Annotated in this window: 15 protein-coding genes and 1 pseudogene; 4 read left to right on the top strand and 12 right to left on the bottom strand. The window is 38.0% G+C overall.

The features are described from left to right. Both QZ143_RS09065 and QZ143_RS09070 read left to right on the top strand, forming a co-directional pair. Positions 1–570, top strand: a 570-nt coding sequence (locus tag QZ143_RS09065) for a cation:proton antiporter (protein ID WP_292883429.1), incomplete at its 5' end; no start/stop codon positions are given. Then, complete coding sequence (locus QZ143_RS09070) at positions 536–1,201, top strand: NAD-binding protein (protein WP_292883432.1); 666 nt, start codon at positions 536–538, stop codon at positions 1,199–1,201. The genes QZ143_RS09065 and QZ143_RS09070, both read left to right, overlap by 35 nt. Here QZ143_RS09070 and QZ143_RS09075 read toward each other — a convergent pair. Genes QZ143_RS09075 through QZ143_RS09090 form a run of 4 tightly spaced genes read right to left on the bottom strand, consistent with a single transcriptional unit; the run spans position 1,194 to position 4,239 of the window. Beyond that, positions 1,194–2,858: an N-6 DNA methylase gene (locus QZ143_RS09075; protein ID WP_292883434.1), complete on the bottom strand. Its 1,665-nt coding sequence runs from the start codon at positions 2,856–2,858 to the stop codon at positions 1,194–1,196. The two genes, QZ143_RS09070 and QZ143_RS09075, sit on opposite strands and share 8 nt — an antisense overlap. After that, positions 2,851–3,417, bottom strand: coding sequence for a restriction endonuclease subunit S (locus QZ143_RS09080; protein WP_292883436.1), 567 nt, complete (start codon positions 3,415–3,417; stop codon positions 2,851–2,853). Before QZ143_RS09080 ends, QZ143_RS09075 begins: the two co-directional genes overlap by 8 nt. A 43-nt stretch (positions 3,418–3,460) precedes the next feature. Further along, positions 3,461–3,853: a hypothetical protein gene (locus QZ143_RS09085; protein ID WP_292883438.1), complete on the bottom strand. Its 393-nt coding sequence runs from the start codon at positions 3,851–3,853 to the stop codon at positions 3,461–3,463. A gap of 23 nt (positions 3,854–3,876) precedes the next feature. Further along, a complete protein-coding gene (locus QZ143_RS09090; RefSeq protein ID WP_292883440.1) occupies positions 3,877–4,239 on the bottom strand; it encodes a hypothetical protein in 363 nt (120 codons plus the stop codon). A gap of 428 nt (positions 4,240–4,667) precedes the next feature. Here QZ143_RS09090 and QZ143_RS09095 point away from each other — a divergent pair, with 428 nt between their 5' ends. Then, on the top strand, positions 4,668–5,063 hold the full coding sequence (locus QZ143_RS09095; RefSeq protein ID WP_292883442.1) for a hypothetical protein: 396 nt from the start codon (positions 4,668–4,670) through the stop codon (positions 5,061–5,063). A gap of 111 nt (positions 5,064–5,174) precedes the next feature. Here QZ143_RS09095 and mtrA read toward each other — a convergent pair whose 3' ends face one another. After that, the gene (gene mtrA, locus QZ143_RS09100) at positions 5,175–5,741 is read right to left on the bottom strand and encodes a tetrahydromethanopterin S-methyltransferase subunit A (protein ID WP_292883444.1); all 567 of its coding nucleotides are present in this window, start codon (positions 5,739–5,741) and stop codon (positions 5,175–5,177) included. Between the two features lie 386 nt (positions 5,742–6,127). On the opposite strand from mtrA, the gene QZ143_RS09105 reads away from it, so the two are divergent. Then, positions 6,128–6,688 carry a phosphatase PAP2 family protein gene (locus QZ143_RS09105; protein WP_292883446.1) on the top strand — a complete coding sequence of 187 codons (561 nt, stop codon included), beginning with the start codon at positions 6,128–6,130 and terminating at the stop codon, positions 6,686–6,688. Here the strand turns inward: QZ143_RS09105 and QZ143_RS09110 are convergent. The 7 genes and pseudogenes from QZ143_RS09110 to metK form a co-directional block, all read right to left on the bottom strand. Next, entirely contained in the window at positions 6,677–6,967 is a 291-nt protein-coding gene (locus QZ143_RS09110) for a hypothetical protein (RefSeq protein WP_292606713.1), read from the bottom strand. The two genes, QZ143_RS09105 and QZ143_RS09110, sit on opposite strands and share 12 nt — an antisense overlap. A gap of 79 nt (positions 6,968–7,046) precedes the next feature. Further along, entirely contained in the window at positions 7,047–9,734 is a 2,688-nt protein-coding gene (locus QZ143_RS09115; RefSeq protein ID WP_292883448.1) for a CDP-glycerol glycerophosphotransferase family protein, read from the bottom strand. Positions 9,735–9,876: 142 nt separating this feature from the next. After that, positions 9,877–11,179: pseudogene (locus QZ143_RS09120) on the bottom strand (UDP-glucose/GDP-mannose dehydrogenase family protein). 22 nt (positions 11,180–11,201) lie between these two features. Next, the gene (galU, locus tag QZ143_RS09130; RefSeq protein WP_292883452.1) at positions 11,202–12,044 is read right to left on the bottom strand and encodes a UTP--glucose-1-phosphate uridylyltransferase GalU; all 843 of its coding nucleotides are present in this window, start codon (positions 12,042–12,044) and stop codon (positions 11,202–11,204) included. Between the two features lie 10 nt (positions 12,045–12,054). Beyond that, positions 12,055–12,858: an acyltransferase gene (locus QZ143_RS09135; protein ID WP_292883454.1), complete on the bottom strand. Its 804-nt coding sequence runs from the start codon at positions 12,856–12,858 to the stop codon at positions 12,055–12,057. Positions 12,859–13,000: 142 nt separating this feature from the next. Further along, complete coding sequence (locus QZ143_RS09140) at positions 13,001–14,185, bottom strand: coenzyme F420-0:L-glutamate ligase (RefSeq protein ID WP_292883456.1); 1,185 nt, start codon at positions 14,183–14,185, stop codon at positions 13,001–13,003. A 293-nt stretch (positions 14,186–14,478) separates the two neighbouring features. Further along, on the bottom strand, positions 14,479–15,366 hold an 888-nt coding region (metK, locus tag QZ143_RS09145), incomplete at its 5' end, for a methionine adenosyltransferase (RefSeq protein ID WP_292883458.1).

Below are 15,366 nucleotides of genomic sequence, written 5' to 3' on the forward strand. Positions count from 1 at the left end.
CCTGAACTTGGAGCTTTCATAGCTGGACTTCTGATTTCAAATACTGAGTATTCCCATCAGACCCTGGGATACATCCCGCCGTTCCAGGATGTCTTCATGAGCATATTTTTCATAAGTATCGGGCTGATGGTCAACCTGCATATTTTCCTTTACAATATAGTGACCATATTGGTCCTTACTGTAATAATTCTAGTAATTAAATTTACTGCAACACTGATTACTGGAATGGCTTTGAAGCTGCCTTCAAAAGTAACAATAAGCATTGCAGTTCTTTTAAGCCAAATTGGGGAATTTTCATTCGTCCTTGCCCGTGAAGGAATGAATTATGGTCTGATGACAAACCAATTCTTCAGTGTCTTTCTGGGTGTGAGCATCCTTACGATGTCTGCAACTCCGTTTCTGGAAAAGATGACTCCAAAAATAGTAAGGCTCTTCAACAATATAGACTACTTCGACATAGACGAGGAGCTAATGACACTGCCTGAGGAAATTGAAGACCCTCAGGACATATCAGACCACGTAATCCTTGTCGGTCTTGGACGAAACGGGAAGCATATGGCAAGAGCCTGATCCTGTAATCGTTGAAAACCAGCAGGCAATGGGACTGCCAGTCATATACGGCAAAGGGTCAAACGAAAGTGTCCTGAAAGAATTGGGCATTACCTCCGCACTGTGCATAGTCATATCATCCTCAACCTATGATGAAACCATTAAGACAATAGATGCGGCGCGCAGGCTGAACCCTGACATACACATTATCGTGCGTACAAGGTATCTGAAAAATCTGGATGATGTTATTGAGGCTGGTGCTGATGAGGTTATTCCGAAGGAGTTCGAAACAAGTATCATGATGTTTACAAGAATCATGGATTATTATAACAAGGATGTCGATGAGATTACAGATGCTGTCAACGATCTTCGTTCTAACAATTATGATGCATTCCGTAGCGTAACTTCAGAAGATATATCTACATATCTAAACCACAAATACACAAATTTGGAAGTCGACTCACTTAGAGTATCCGAAGACAGAAGCATTGATGACTTTCCTTTTACAGAAAACAGCCTTACCATAACCGGAGTAATACGCGGAAAGGACACATTCATTGACGTGACCCCACACTTCAAACTCCTTGCAAACGACCTCATTGTCTTTGTAGGACACAGGGAAAACATCAATAAATTCTTTGATGCTATCTGAAATTCAAATCGCCCATCAATTCATCGATTCTTTCGTTGAGACTATCCATCTTTTCATCAATTTTCTTTTTATCTGATTTCAAATCCTTCAGGCGAATGAATTCACCATCATATGTATCGACATATCTTGAAACTGAGAGATTGAAATCATTCTCTTCAAGCTGTTTTAGTGAAACGATTTCAGAGAACTTATCGACGGTTTTGCGGTTGTTAAGGACGTCAATTATGTTTGATATTGTTTTTTTGTCCAAAACAAGATTGCGCTTGACAAGACCAGGAAATGTGTTTGGTGACATTTCGGTTCCGTACTTCTTGGAGAGATCAATGAATACGACATCATCCGAACTTTTGTTTTTGCGAAATACGATTACAACTTCAGGCCGGATTACGCCGCCCAGCTCTTCTGGAAGGGAAATGACCGCATCAATATAGTTGTTTTCATATGTCAGGAACTTTCGCAAAATGGCCAGTGAATTTTTAAAGAGGAAATTCTGTGAAAGTGATATCACCATAAGCCCGTTGTCCTTAAGGGAATTGATCATATTGATTAAAAACAGAAACTCGCTGTCCTTTAGGGATTCATATTCCCCTGTAAAAGAGGTCACTTCACTTTTCTCCATAGCATTTAAACGCTTTTCAAGTACCTTCAAGGCTTCGAGAGCCTCCTTATCATCACTCAATTTATCCATATCAAGATTATTGAACAGCTTTTCCTTGAAATCCGTTTCGCTTGGAACTTCAATGCTTTGGCTTTTGAGAGTGGTTTTTGAAAACTCATCGAAGCTGTTGGGAAGCTTTGAAGCGATGACGTCAAAAAGCTGTGAATCATATGACATTGACTTGATTGCATTTTCCCGAGACATGTGAAGATTTTCGAAGTTGATTTCATTGATGAATGCCTTGATTAGAGAGTAGAAGTAATGCAGTTCGTTGTTTTCCTTTGCATAAATGTCGGACATGGTGAATTGGCTGTATAGGTTAAAAAGTATTGAAGCGTCCTTCAGGAAAGGATCATATGCATTTGACACGCTGTTTCTTTGGGATTTGACGATTGAATTTATAAGCTCTGAAATGTAGTCGGGAGTTGATGAAAGCCTGATTTGCCTTGAATATGCGATTGCATCATAGACCTGGGCGAATGTGAACTCCCTTTCCTCAATATCAAATTTTGATATTGAAAAGATATAGCTGCTCATAAATGAGGTCAAATCCTCATCGCCGTAAAGGCTTGTGAAATTAAGCTTATCCTCCAAAATTTCAATGATTTGGTCAAAATAGTCTTTTGACGGATTGTTCTGGCTGAATTCTATGTTGTTTTTAAGGTTTTTGAAAAAATCCGGACTGAAAATATCATCCACATACTTGTTTGAGATGAACTGGTCAATGAATGCGGATTGGGAGGTGAAAAAGTACCCCATATCATTCAAGGCCCATTGCCTCAAGTCGTCGGTTCCCTCTCCGGTCAGGTAAAGCATGTTCAAATCGGCCTCATCGCCTGAAAGATAATACATCAGGTGATTTTTAAGCTTGTCTGACATGTATTTATATAAAAATGCATAGAGAACATAATATCTCATGTTTAAAGGAAGATTTTTGCGCCTTCCCTTTCTCATGAGCTTGTGAAGAATCATTCTGTTGTGGGATTTTGACCTAAACATCCATGCCACCTTCCCAGATTTCGTTTAGAATTCCTTCCTTCAGGTTTCTGTCATATTGAAGCATTTCCCTGTCGGCGACTATCTTTTCGTTGATGAGGTCCAAGAGTTCAGCGCACTTGTCCTGTGTTTTTCTGTCGGGAATGATTAGTTTTAATTCCTTAATTTCCTTCAGTGATGTGTGTGGTATTCTTTCTGTACTTCCAAGTTCATGCAGCTGCTTTTTGACATGTGCATTTGAAAGCAGATGGGCTATAAACGAAGGGTTGAAATTCTTGTTGACTCTGATGATGGCTATCCTGTCGCTTACAACCAGGTTTTCCTGGCTAACACAAACAACATCATAGGGATACGGCATCTTCATCAGGATGTCGCCTGACTTTGTGAAATATCTGGATTTTGGCTTTACAAGCCTGACCTTTTCAAAATCCTTCAGGATTCCGTCCTTTCTGATGGATCTTTGAACAATCACATCATAGGAATCTTCGCTTTCATCCTTGTATCTTCTATATGACAGACCAGATATTACCTCTGCAATATCTGCGAGTTTTACCTTGTTCATGTTTAGCCTCTGTAGATATTTTTATATGTTAAAATATAAAAGATTAGGTTCCGAACACACGTCCCGGAACCATGTTTGCACCGATTGTTTTTGCCCAAAGGGCCAAGTGGTGAGGTACGTTGTGGTATTCTTCAATGTAGGTGAAAAAGGTTTTTCTTTTCCACATCATGTACATTGACTTGAATAGGGTGAGTTGGTCGAAATAAGCATGTTTGCGGTTGTATGACTTTTTCCATACCTTATACTCCTGGCATCTCAGGAGATATTTGATGTCTCTTCTGAGCATATCCATTTTGCGATACTCCTCGGGAAGAGGAGGATTCGAGAGATTGTAATAGTCATTTTGAAACTGCTTTATCTTTTTGTTGAGCAACAGTTCCCTATCATAATATGCATTGTTTCTGTGTCTTTTGCGTGATTTGAATTTTCGCTTCATAATCATCCCAAATATTGGAAGGCCTATTGGTAGAGGCCTCCAATGTCATCATTACCTGTTTCTTCAGGTATTTCGCTCGCTTCCATCTTTTCAGCAGACACCCCGCCGATTACTCCAACGCTTTGGATGTTGGATTTCAACACGGCAGTTGATGTGATTCCGGAACCCTGCGGTGACAATACAAAGAGGTCTAGGAATGTGTCATCCTCATCTACGATGAATGCAGGTTCGATTGACTCTGCTGATTTGGTTTGCACCTTGATTAGAATGTGCTTTGCTTCATTTTCACCTTCGATTCCAATTTCGCGGCGGATATTGTCATCGAGGTTTCTGACTTTTTCAGACCAGTTGATTACATTTTCATTATTTTTCTCTGCTTTATCCATATTATCAATTCCTACTATTTTTTGATGTTCACCTCAAAAGATAAGACATGTGAACAATGGTGATATCTTTTTTAGAAATATACATGATATTTCCTATGCATTTTCTTTGAGAAAATACATATTTGCATACATACTTTAGTAGTAATAGTATATAAACTTATTGGTTTTGAATTACATTTTTTAGAAAAATGCAAGTTCATACCAATGTAATAAGTAATATATTGCATTTACTATATAAAGTTTATCTTTTTTAAAAAAGTGCAATCGATGAAATGAAAAAATTCCTAATCATCAAAGTGACTATGGAAAGTATTGAGTTTTAAACAGACTAGAAAATAATTTATTTTACGTAATCCTCGATTCAATGGATAATTATTTATGTAAAAAAATTATAACCATCATTATACAATATATATGGTGAAAAAAAAATGAATAAAAAAATATTGTTAGCATGTCTTGCGTTATTAGTATTTGTCGCATCAGCTACTTTTGTTGCTGCTACTGCAGATGTTAATACTCCAGACGGATATAAAATCAACGACAACTTGACTATTGATAAACAACAAGGAGAGCTTCAAGGAAAAGCAGCTGTTGTAACCTCAGTTGTAATGGAAAACGGAACAGATAACATAACTCTTACTACTTTTTCCGTTGACGGCGATGTAGACTTGTCAGATGCAGGTGGTCAAAAGAAAACAATTAACGGCAAAGAAGGAATCTACCAAGAAAAAGACGGCCGTTCACTATTCCTATACAAAGTAGGAGAGCAATTTGTAAATATTAATGCCCCAGATGAAAAATTAATTGAAAAAATCATAGTATAATTTCAATTTTATAATTTTTCATTTTTTATTTTTTATTGACAGAACATATTGAGTTTTGAATTCTGTCTGATTTTTGAATTATTTAAAAAAAAAAAGAGAGTGAAAAAAGATTTAAGCTTCTTCAGATGCATTATCCTTTTTCTTTTTATCAACAATTACCATTCTTTCATTTTTCTCATCGACTTCCATGACAATAGGGTCAGCCTCAACTGCGCCAGGATCCTTTTCAACACATTCATTGATTTTGGATTGGATTGCACCGACATCTTCGGTATCGATGAGGTCGACGATTTCCAATTGCTGCTGGAAGCGTTCAACACCTTCAAGAGGCACGTTTTCCACAAAAGGAATCGCACCGGTTGCTCCGATGATTTTCTTCTTATCAGCATCAGCGCCGTTTTCGTGCAATGCCTTGAAGCTCTGGCCTGTAATGTGGCCCTGCACTTCAGCGCCTGCCAATATCAGAAATCTGATATTCGGATTTGATATGATGTTTGCAACCACCTTTTCTATTCCCAAGTTTTCTGTCTTACATGGTCCTGCAATTGCAGCTCCGCTTAATTCAGCTTCAATGTGAGAAGCAAGAGTTGTAACTGCCACAGGACTTTCCGGATCTCCTACAATATAGTCTCCACTAATTACTGGCCAACCATCTGCAGGAGCTTTTTTATCAGCCATGACATTATCCTCCATTAATTTACAGCACGGCAAAATTTTTACCATACTTTAAATAATTAAGATTTAGATTAAACTATTAATTATACTTTTTCAAAAAATCAAACATAATTGATAAAACAAACAATCCCTTGTGAGGAAAATTGCGACATGTCGGAATTATTTCCTAATGGCATTTAAATCAACTTTTCTGGTGCCACTATAGTCTCCACTTTCAAAATGTCTGATTCTTTCATTATAGTAATCCGCTTCTTCAACAGAAGAGACCTAAAAAACTCTTACAATACCAATGCAAGGCATCATTATAGAATTGAATAATTGTTTAAAATCCATTCCATCTAATTTTTTGAGGGCAACAAGTATTAACTACTTTGGAAAAAATATACTATATGGATTTTAATACAGAAATTTTTTATTTTATCAACAATGACCTGAGCAATCCGATTTTTGATGCGGTGCTTCCGAACTTCACCCATCTCGGCGGATTGACCTTTCTGGCCATTTTATTCATTATACTTCTAGTAATAACAAGACAAAACATTTTCAACACAAGAAAATACTACGGACTCGTCAAACTGATTGCAGCAGCCATTCTTTTGATGTTTGCCATTACAAGTGTGCTGAAACTGGCATTCCACATGCCAAGGCCATATATGATACTTGACCATGTAAACCATCTCGGTTCCGGTGGAGTTTCATCTTCAAGCGATCCGAATTCCTTCCCGTCAGGGCTTTCCGCAACAACTGCTGCTGTTGCAACCGTAATCGTGCTTAAGGCCAGGGATTACTTTAAAAATTATAAATTGGTTTGGGTGATAATGGCTCTGTTTCTGGTTGTGATTGCATTTTCCAGAATCTATATAGGCATGCATTTCCCATTTGATGTGCTTTGCGGTGCATTGATTGGTATGGTGAGTGGTGTTCTGGTGTGCAGGTTTTTAAAAGTATAGCTCGGACGGTTTTCCGATATACTCGAAATCATCCTTGTTATTGAGATATTTCACACCTATGACCTTTCCGTCAGCAAAGCGGGTTACAACGCTCATTCCGTCATTGGTGTCTATGACTATGACCTTTGTATTTTCACCGCTTTCGGCTTCTATTTTTATGATATCGTCATTTTGAATAAGTTTCGGTTCTTCAAACTCAGCTCCAACATCTGTTGAATACCAGTGCTGAGGCAGTTTAATTCTAATTCCCAAATCATCTAATACTTCTTTTACATACATGATTAAATCCCCTTTAATAGTAATTAACATTGGAATGTATTTAAAGATTTTGTAACTTTGTGCGGGTTAAAAGTAGTAATTAATGGTTGAATTTCATTTTACGGATTGCTTCATAAACCCTTTTGGAGTTTTCATGGTCATTGAATTTGAAGAATTCGTCCACACGCTGCTTATAGACATCCTCCATTTCACAGTCATGCAAAACGCATGATATGATGTCGTTTCTTAATTCTTCAGATGTTTTTGCAACAGGTCCGAATCCCATTTCATCATAGTCAAAGTATCCGCTTTCAACGTCAAAGTGATAGTCCTTTCCATAATGATAATAGATTACCGGCTTTTTGAGATAGGCAAAATCGAAAAATACACTTGAATAGTCAGTTATCAAAAGTGAAGAGTGATTGAATATTTCCGAATAGTCCCTGTCAATGAAATCCACATCATTGTTTCTGTCAAACAGATGAATGAACTTGTATAGATTTGGGTGTGGCTTGAATACCAGCCTGTATCCCCTTGACTCGAGAAAATCAAGCAGATCATCGTCATTCAAAAGATTGTTGAATGCATTGAAGAATGTGGTTCTCATGAAGTTTTCATCACTAAGGTTTGTGTAATGGCGTCTCCATGTAGGCATTACAACAATTTCCTTTTTGTCTTCAAGCTTTTCAAGCTTGTCAAATCTTGGAAAACCCAATACCTTGATTGAATCTGCAGGATATCCATAATCGTTGTCTATAAATGACTGCCTTTCAGCATCAGACACTGTAACTATCATGTCAAGGTTCTTGTCATACTTGTTGAGCCATGATGATGTGTCATCCTTTGTAACCCCATGCTGCAGGAACACTGTCTTTGACTTTACAAGGCCTGAAAGGAATGGGAAATTACCCCAGAACGGATAGATGATATTGTTGTCTGGGTTTGATGAAACGATTACCTCTGCAAATAGTGCATAAAGCCTGTGGCGAATTGACCGGTAGGCTATATCAAAACCTACATCAGCAACCTTCTGGTATTCGCTGCTCTGATTTCCAAGGCCGAGAAGTCTTTTGATTTTAAACATCCTTGAGCTTGAGCGATACTTGTTTGCCATTATCTCAACATCCTGAACATGATAGTCATGCTTTGAAATGGCAAAATACTTGTCAATGTCCTTGTCGTTTGCCTCAACTGCATATTTAAACAGCTGGAATGCGTTGTCGTCTGCACGATACGGCAGGTCCATGAAAATCCAGATGTGCCTGTCCTTGTAGGCAGGATAATAGAAGAAATATAAGAATCTTAAAAGAACGCCTGTTCTCCAGCCTTCCTCCCTTTTGGATATAATGCTTTTAAAAGCTCGAAACTCATTTTTGAATGTGTTTGAAGTTGTTCTCTTTTGGATTAAAATTGAATCGTCCATGTCCCTTACTATGAACTTGTCCGAGAGCATATATTTTGACACTTTGGAAAGCCTTGAGATATGTGAATATTCGGGAATGGATATGTCATCATCGACCCTGAACTCGATTTTCATGCCGTCCTCGATTGGAATTGACACCTTGAAGTTATGGTTGAATCCGTAGTTGAAGTTCAGTGAGAAGTTGTCCCTTTGAGGGAAACTTATTATTTCAACAGGAATTGTGCGCTCGTCATTGATTCTAACCTGAATGTTCGGCTCGTGGGTGAATGTGGTGAAGTATCCCAATAGGAAAAGGTCATCCCCTTCGATTTGGCAGATGTCAATGTTGATTCTGTTGAGCTCCAGCTCTTCGAAATGAGTGCACTTGTCATTTCCAACGGAATTCTTGTCAGCCAGATATTTGACGTCATGCTTTTTTAAAAGCAGAATATGAGTCTTTAGGATTCCTGGAATTGACTTTTGGAAAATGATTACATCGGAATCTATAAATGAAAGTATCTTGATTAATTTGGCATAAAGCACTGTGATTTCCTGGCGGTCCAAAAGATGGTTAATCCTTCTTATTTCAAAAATCCACTGCAGGTCATACATAAGCACGTGCTGGATGAATTTTGGAACCTCCGATTTCTTTTTAAGCGCATAGTCTATCAATGCCAAAAAGTACCTGTCCACTCTAGAAGTGAAATATGATTTGTGATTGGTTGAAGAACCTATTAGAGATGTTTGGTCATCATGCTTTCTGTAGTAATAAGCACATCCGTCCAGAAATCCAATGTTTGGATTGTCCAAAAGCATCTGATTGATTAAAAGCGGATCTTCCGAAACCCTCAAGCCCTCTTCGAACTTGTAGTTTTGAAGAGCTGAAAATCTAAAAAAGGATGATGCTCCAGAAAGCTGAATGTATTCTGGCTTTTCATACAGGTTGATGACCTGTGTCTTTTCGAATTTGTAGTTTAGGGAATGTCCTCCACGCCTTGATCCGAAGTAATAGATTGGCATGGATACGATGTCAATTTCTTTATGCTTTTTAAATAGGTCCAATGCCTTGCTGAATGCATATTCGGTTATGAAATCGTCACTATCAAGGAAGTTTACGAATTCAGCCTGCACATGACCCAAACCACGGTTTCTTGAATAGGACGGCCCATAATTTTCATCATTTCTTAAAACAAAGATATTTTTCGGATATTTGTTCTGGTAGTAATGAGCAATATCCGGCGTATGGTCAGAACTTCCATCGTCAATGATTATTATTTGAATATTTCGTTTAAAGTCAAGGCTCTGGTTGATTACAGACTCGATGGCCACAGAAAGATAGTTTTCACTATTGTATGCAGTCATCACAACACAAAATTTAAAAGCCAAATTCAACATCCCCCAATATGATATAATATAAGTTGCACATATTATATAAAACAATACTACTTAGCTTTTTTAATGAAATAAGGAACTTTAATTGATTTATACAAAAAAAAGAAAAGAAAAAAAGTAATGATTTTTTCACGATTTAACAACCGATTTGATACAATTCAAACCCATACTCCTCGATTTTTTTATCATATATATTTCTACCGTCAAAGATTATGGATTTGTTTAACTTTTCAATCAGATACTGCCAGTCGGGAGTTCTGAACTCCTTCCACTCAGTTATTAAAATCAACGCATCTGCATTGTCAACAGTTTCATATCTGCTTTGTGCAAATTTGATATTTTCCAGACATTCATCAGGAATTGCCTTTTTGAACTCTTCGGTTGCCTGAGCGTCATATGCATTTATTCTGGCACCTCTTTTTATGAGCTCTTCAGCCACCACCAATGAAGTCGCTTCCCTCACATCATCGGTTCCGGGCTTGAATGCAAGTCCCCACATGGCGAATGTCATGCCTGAAAGGTCTTCTCCAAACCTTTTTGTAATCTTGTTGACAAGAACCAGCTTTTGCTTTTTGTTTACCTTTTCAACGTGTGAAAGAATTTCCGGTTCATATCCGTTAGTTTGTGCAGTGTTGATTAGAGCCTGCACATCCTTTGGAAAACAGCTTCCCCCGTATCCGCATCCTGCATAGATGAAGTGATATCCTATTCTTTTGTCAGAACCGATTCCTAATCTGACCTTTTGAACGTCAGCTCCTGTGACTTCACAGATGTTTGCAATCTCGTTCATGAATGATATTTTGGTTGCAAGCATTGCATTTGCAACGTATTTTGTCATTTCGGATGACTTGACGTCCATCAAAACAAACCTGTCGTGGTTTATTACGAAGGGATAGTAAAGTTCCTTAAGCATGTCGAATACTTCTTCAGATTCTGCACCTATGACAATGCGGTCCGGGCTTAGGCAGTCCTCGATTGCTTTTCCTTCCTTTAGAAATTCAGGATTTGAAGCTATTTGGATTTTAACGTCACTGCCTTTCTCTTTTAAGATATTGTCAATATGCTCTAATCGGAACTGTTGATTTGATTACAACCAGTGAATCCTTTGTGATGTTGTTTGCAATGTCTGAGGCTGCTGAGAAAATATAGTCAAGATTTGCGCTTCCGTCATCAGCCATCGGAGTTCCAACAGCAATGAAAATGATGTTTGTATCATCCAGTGCCTCTTTAATGTCAGTTGTAAAGACCAAATCCCCCTGTTTCTGGCCATTGATAACCAATGTACCTAAGTGAGGTTCAAAAATAGGCAAAATTCCTTCTTTAAGTCCTTCAATTTTTTCTTCATCAATGTCTACGCAGTAGACCTTGTTTCCCATTTTAGAAAAGCATGCTCCGGTAACAAGACCCACATAACCGGTTCCAATAACAGTAATATTCATATAATCACATCATTTAAAACAATTAATCCATGAAAGTTTTCATATATTCAATCAAATCATCCTTAAATTCATCATCATCCAATGCAAAGTCGATTGATGAGGTAAGCCAGCCTATCCTGTTTTCAATGTTGAAAACCTTGCCGTGGTAATTGACGCCGTAAACCTCATCGAGCTTGGATATTGCATCGGTAAGCTGCACTTCATCGTTGAATCCTGCTTCGGTTTCCTTAATCTTGTCGAAAATGTCCGGTGTGAGGACATATCTTCCGGCAATTGCAAGATTTGTAGGAGCCTGTCCGATTTCCGGCTTTTCAACGAGCTTGCTGATTTTGTAGATATCATCATCAATTTCAGATCCGCTGATGATTCCATACTTGTTTACCTGCTCGTTTGGAACTTCCCTTATTGCAATTGTGGATTTCTGGTATTTTTCAAAAACATCAACCAGATGCCCTGTGCATGAGTTGCACTTGACGATTGAATCTCCCAAAAGTACTGCAAAAGGCTCATCGCCCACATGTCTTTCGGCAGCCAATACCGCATCTCCCAATCCTTTCAAATCCTTTTGCCTTACATAGCAGATGTCTGCCAGATCGGTGATTTTTCTAACCTTTTTCAGGTCACGGTCCTTTCCTGCCTTTTGAAGCGTATATTCAAGTTCGTGTGATTTGTCAAAATAATCTTCAATTGACCTTTTGTTTCTGCCTGTGACAATCATGATGTCGTCAATTCCTGCTTTCAATGCCTCTTCAACAACATAATGAATGGTAGGCTTGTCATAAACAGGCAACATTTCTTTCGGTTGCGCTTTGGTTGCAGGCAATAATCTTGTACCTAGGCCTGCCGCTGGGATAACTGCTTTCATAATAATACACCTATTTTATGGTAAATCTGTTCTTTCCGCCAACAAGTATTGTGGACCAGATATATGATACGACATCGTCCAGCTCTGAAAAGCTGTTTAAGTCGTTTTCGATTCTATCAAAATTCAGTGTAGAATCGTCAACATCATATACGAACAGTTCTGAATTATAAACTGACATTTTGCTTATGTCCTCTTCGCTCCATCCGTGAACTGAATGAGGAATCCAAAAGCTGTTGTCTTTTATTAACTTTAAGGGAGCTCCTGCATAAGTAGTGTTTGAATTGATTGTCTTGTTTGAAACCACGGAACCTGCACCGATTACAGCGCCCGAACCGATTTTTGAACCCTTGAATATGAATGCATTCTGACCCAACCACACATGGTCACCGACATATATGCTTTTTGCGAAATTCTCTCTTCTTTTTGACTCGGCATTGTAAATCGGATGGCCGTCTGAAGTTCTGAAAACCACATTATATGAAATGAAACAGTCATCTCCAAGGAATATGTTCTTGGATTCCGAAAGGACGAATACTGTCATGCCGTTGAAGAAATTGTTTTTTCCGATAAAGCAGATGTTGTCGTTGTGCAGTGAAATGTTTACAGAATAGTTATGAGTATCGCTTGAAAGGTAGAGAATGGAATTGTCCAAATTGAAATCGATTCTGGAGTTCCACAGATTAACCCCTTCCTCGCAAACCAGAATGTTATTGATACCATTGAAATTGATTTGTGAGTTTGTAAGGGTTGGAAGTTCGCCTATGAACTCGTTTTCCTTTAGTTCAAACAGTTGCTCTGGATTTGTTACTTGCACAGTTACACCTAAAAATCATTAATAATATAAGTTTGTTGAAGGAATTATATAATGATTGTTCTAAAAAAGCATTAATTACAGATATCCTCAAAAAATCTGCGAGGTTATCTTTTTGATAGAAAAATAGTAAAAAAAGGATAATTTAGTCGTTAGCTAAATTATCAAAGTATCCTTGGATAAATACGACAGGTGTTCCCTTATCTCCGGAACCGCTTGTCAAATCACATAATGAACCGATTAAGTCAGTCAGTCTTCTTGGAGTTGTTCCTTCAGTAATCATTTGACCGACCAAGTCCTTAGCCTTATGTCTGATTTCATCCTTAATAGCTTCTTTTAACTCATCGCCTTTCAAATCAGCGAATTTGTTATCTGAAACATATTTCAATTTGATTTCATTAGGTGTTCCAACCAAGCCGTCGGTGTGTGCAGGTGAAACGACAGGGTCTGCAAGTTCCCAGATTTGTCCCACAGGATCCTTGAACGCACCGTCACCGTAAACCATTACCTCAATTTGTTTGCCTGTGAGGTCTATGAGTCTTTTTTGAACTTCCCTTACAAGAGTATCTCCGGTTTTTGGGAAAAGTTTCAATTTTTCTTCTGTTGCCTTGTTGGAACCTAAAAGTCCAAAGTCAGGGTTGAAACCTGAATCTCCAACCGGTTCAGTTAAAACCTGATGAAGACCATATACATTAGCACCTAAGTCTTTGAGCAGTTTTGTGCTTTTTTCTCTTGTGTGAATATCACATGTTAAGACATCATTAGTGTAATCAAGAATTGTTTTGATGTCATTGGAAAAGACAAATTCAACTTCACAGTCTTCACTTTCAATCAAATCACGATAAAAGTCAATCATGTTGATTCCGGTAAACGGATGTATCCATGAGCCGAAAGTCTTATAATATTCATCTTCAGAAATAACACTACCAAGATTGAATTCGCTTTTTTCTAAAATTCCTTCATCCAAAATACCGTTTCCCACTTCATCTGACGGGAAAGAGGTTAAAAGAGTAATCTTATCCATTGCTCTTGCAATACCTTTTAGGATAATGGAAAATCTGTTTCTGCTTAAAATAGGGTTTACTACCCCAATATTTTTTGACGGGAATTTCTTTACCAAATCTTCGGCAACGTCATCCACAGTCACATAATTACCTTCTGAAATACCTACGACCGCTTCAGTAATTGCAACAACATCCTTGTCCCTAAATTCAAATCCTTCACTTTCTTTTGCAGCCATCAATGAATCTACAACTATGGTGGCCAAATCATCGTTTTCCTTAATAATCGGTGTCCTTATACCACGTACAACAGTACCAACACATCTCATCTTTTTTTACTCCTTAAAAGCATGAATAGTCCGTTGGAATATCACTTCCAACAACCCATTTATTTTATATTTTTTAAAATATATAAAAGTTAAGATTGATTTATTCAAGGAAGATAAAGCAATACTTTTAATTCATTCAGTTAATATTCATTTTTAATGAATTTTTTTAGCAAAATGAGTTGAAAGTTGTGAATTTTGATGTTTTTTAATAAAATAACTAAAAATAAGCGAGAAAAAGTTTTTAAAAAAAAAAGTTTTTAATTTGCTTTCAAAAGAAAGCAAATATTTTATAATTATCCTTTGATGTATTTTGCCAAATCATCAGCCTTGTCGGTTTCTTCCCATGGAAGACCTTCAATACCGAAGTGACCGTATTTAGCGGTTTGTTTGTAGGTGGTATCCCTTAAACCTAATGTTTCGATGATACCGTCCGGAGTCAATTTGAAGTTTTCACGAACAATTTCCTCAAAGGTTTTGTCTCCAATGTCAGCACCTGTTCCAAAGGTATCTACCATAACGGATGTTGGCTCAGCCACACCGATTGCATAGGACAATTGGATTTCACATTTTTCAGCAAGACCGCTTGCAACGATGTTTTTGGCAATGTATCTTGCCATATAACATGCGCTTCTGTCCACTTTTGTTCTTGCATATCCACCGTAGGTGTCAACAATGATTTTTCTACCGGTAAGTCCAGCATCTCCGTGAGGACCACCGATTTCGAATTTACCTGTCGGGTTGATGTGCTCTTTGGTGTTTTCTGTCATCAATTCCTGTGGAATGACTGCCTTGAAGAGCTTTTCGCGGATGTCTTTTTTAAGGGTTTCCTGGTCGTCGGAAACTGTCTCGTCATGCTGGGTTGACAGTACTACAGCATCCAGTGAAAGTACATTTCCGTCTTCATCATAATTGACTGATACCTGTGCCTTACCGTCAGGTCTGAGGTATGGGATTTCACCGGATTCTCTTAACTCGGTTAATTTGTTTGTGAGTTTGCGTGCCAAATCGATTGGGAACGGCATTAATGATTCTGTTTCGTTTGTTGCAAAACCAAACATCATACCTTGATCGCCTGCACCGGTTTCTTCATCTCCCCTGTCAACTCCCTGGTTGATATCCTGGGACTGTGCATGAAGCCTGTTTGCAACATCACAACTGTGACCGTCAAATTCCAAATCAGG

This window comes from Methanobrevibacter sp. UBA188, from assembly GCF_905234905.1.
Lineage (GTDB): Archaea > Methanobacteriota > Methanobacteria > Methanobacteriales > Methanobacteriaceae > Methanocatella.

Coding starts and splice junctions, on each gene's coding strand:
- QZ143_RS09075 (WP_292883434.1), bottom strand. CDS start 2,858: ATGTTTAGGTCAAAATCCCACAACAGAATGATTCTTCACAAGCTCATG.
- QZ143_RS09080 (WP_292883436.1), bottom strand. CDS start 3,417: ATGAACAAGGTAAAACTCGCAGATATTGCAGAGGTAATATCTGGTCTG.
- QZ143_RS09085 (WP_292883438.1), bottom strand. CDS start 3,853: ATGAAGCGAAAATTCAAATCACGCAAAAGACACAGAAACAATGCATAT.
- QZ143_RS09090 (WP_292883440.1), bottom strand. CDS start 4,239: ATGGATAAAGCAGAGAAAAATAATGAAAATGTAATCAACTGGTCTGAA.
- QZ143_RS09095 (WP_292883442.1), top strand. CDS start 4,668: ATGAATAAAAAAATATTGTTAGCATGTCTTGCGTTATTAGTATTTGTC.
- mtrA (WP_292883444.1), bottom strand. CDS start 5,741: ATGGCTGATAAAAAAGCTCCTGCAGATGGTTGGCCAGTAATTAGTGGA.
- QZ143_RS09105 (WP_292883446.1), top strand. CDS start 6,128: ATGGATTTTAATACAGAAATTTTTTATTTTATCAACAATGACCTGAGC.
- QZ143_RS09110 (WP_292606713.1), bottom strand. CDS start 6,967: ATGTATGTAAAAGAAGTATTAGATGATTTGGGAATTAGAATTAAACTG.
- galU (WP_292883452.1), bottom strand. CDS start 12,044: ATGAAAGCAGTTATCCCAGCGGCAGGCCTAGGTACAAGATTATTGCCT.
- QZ143_RS09140 (WP_292883456.1), bottom strand. CDS start 14,185: ATGAGATGTGTTGGTACTGTTGTACGTGGTATAAGGACACCGATTATT.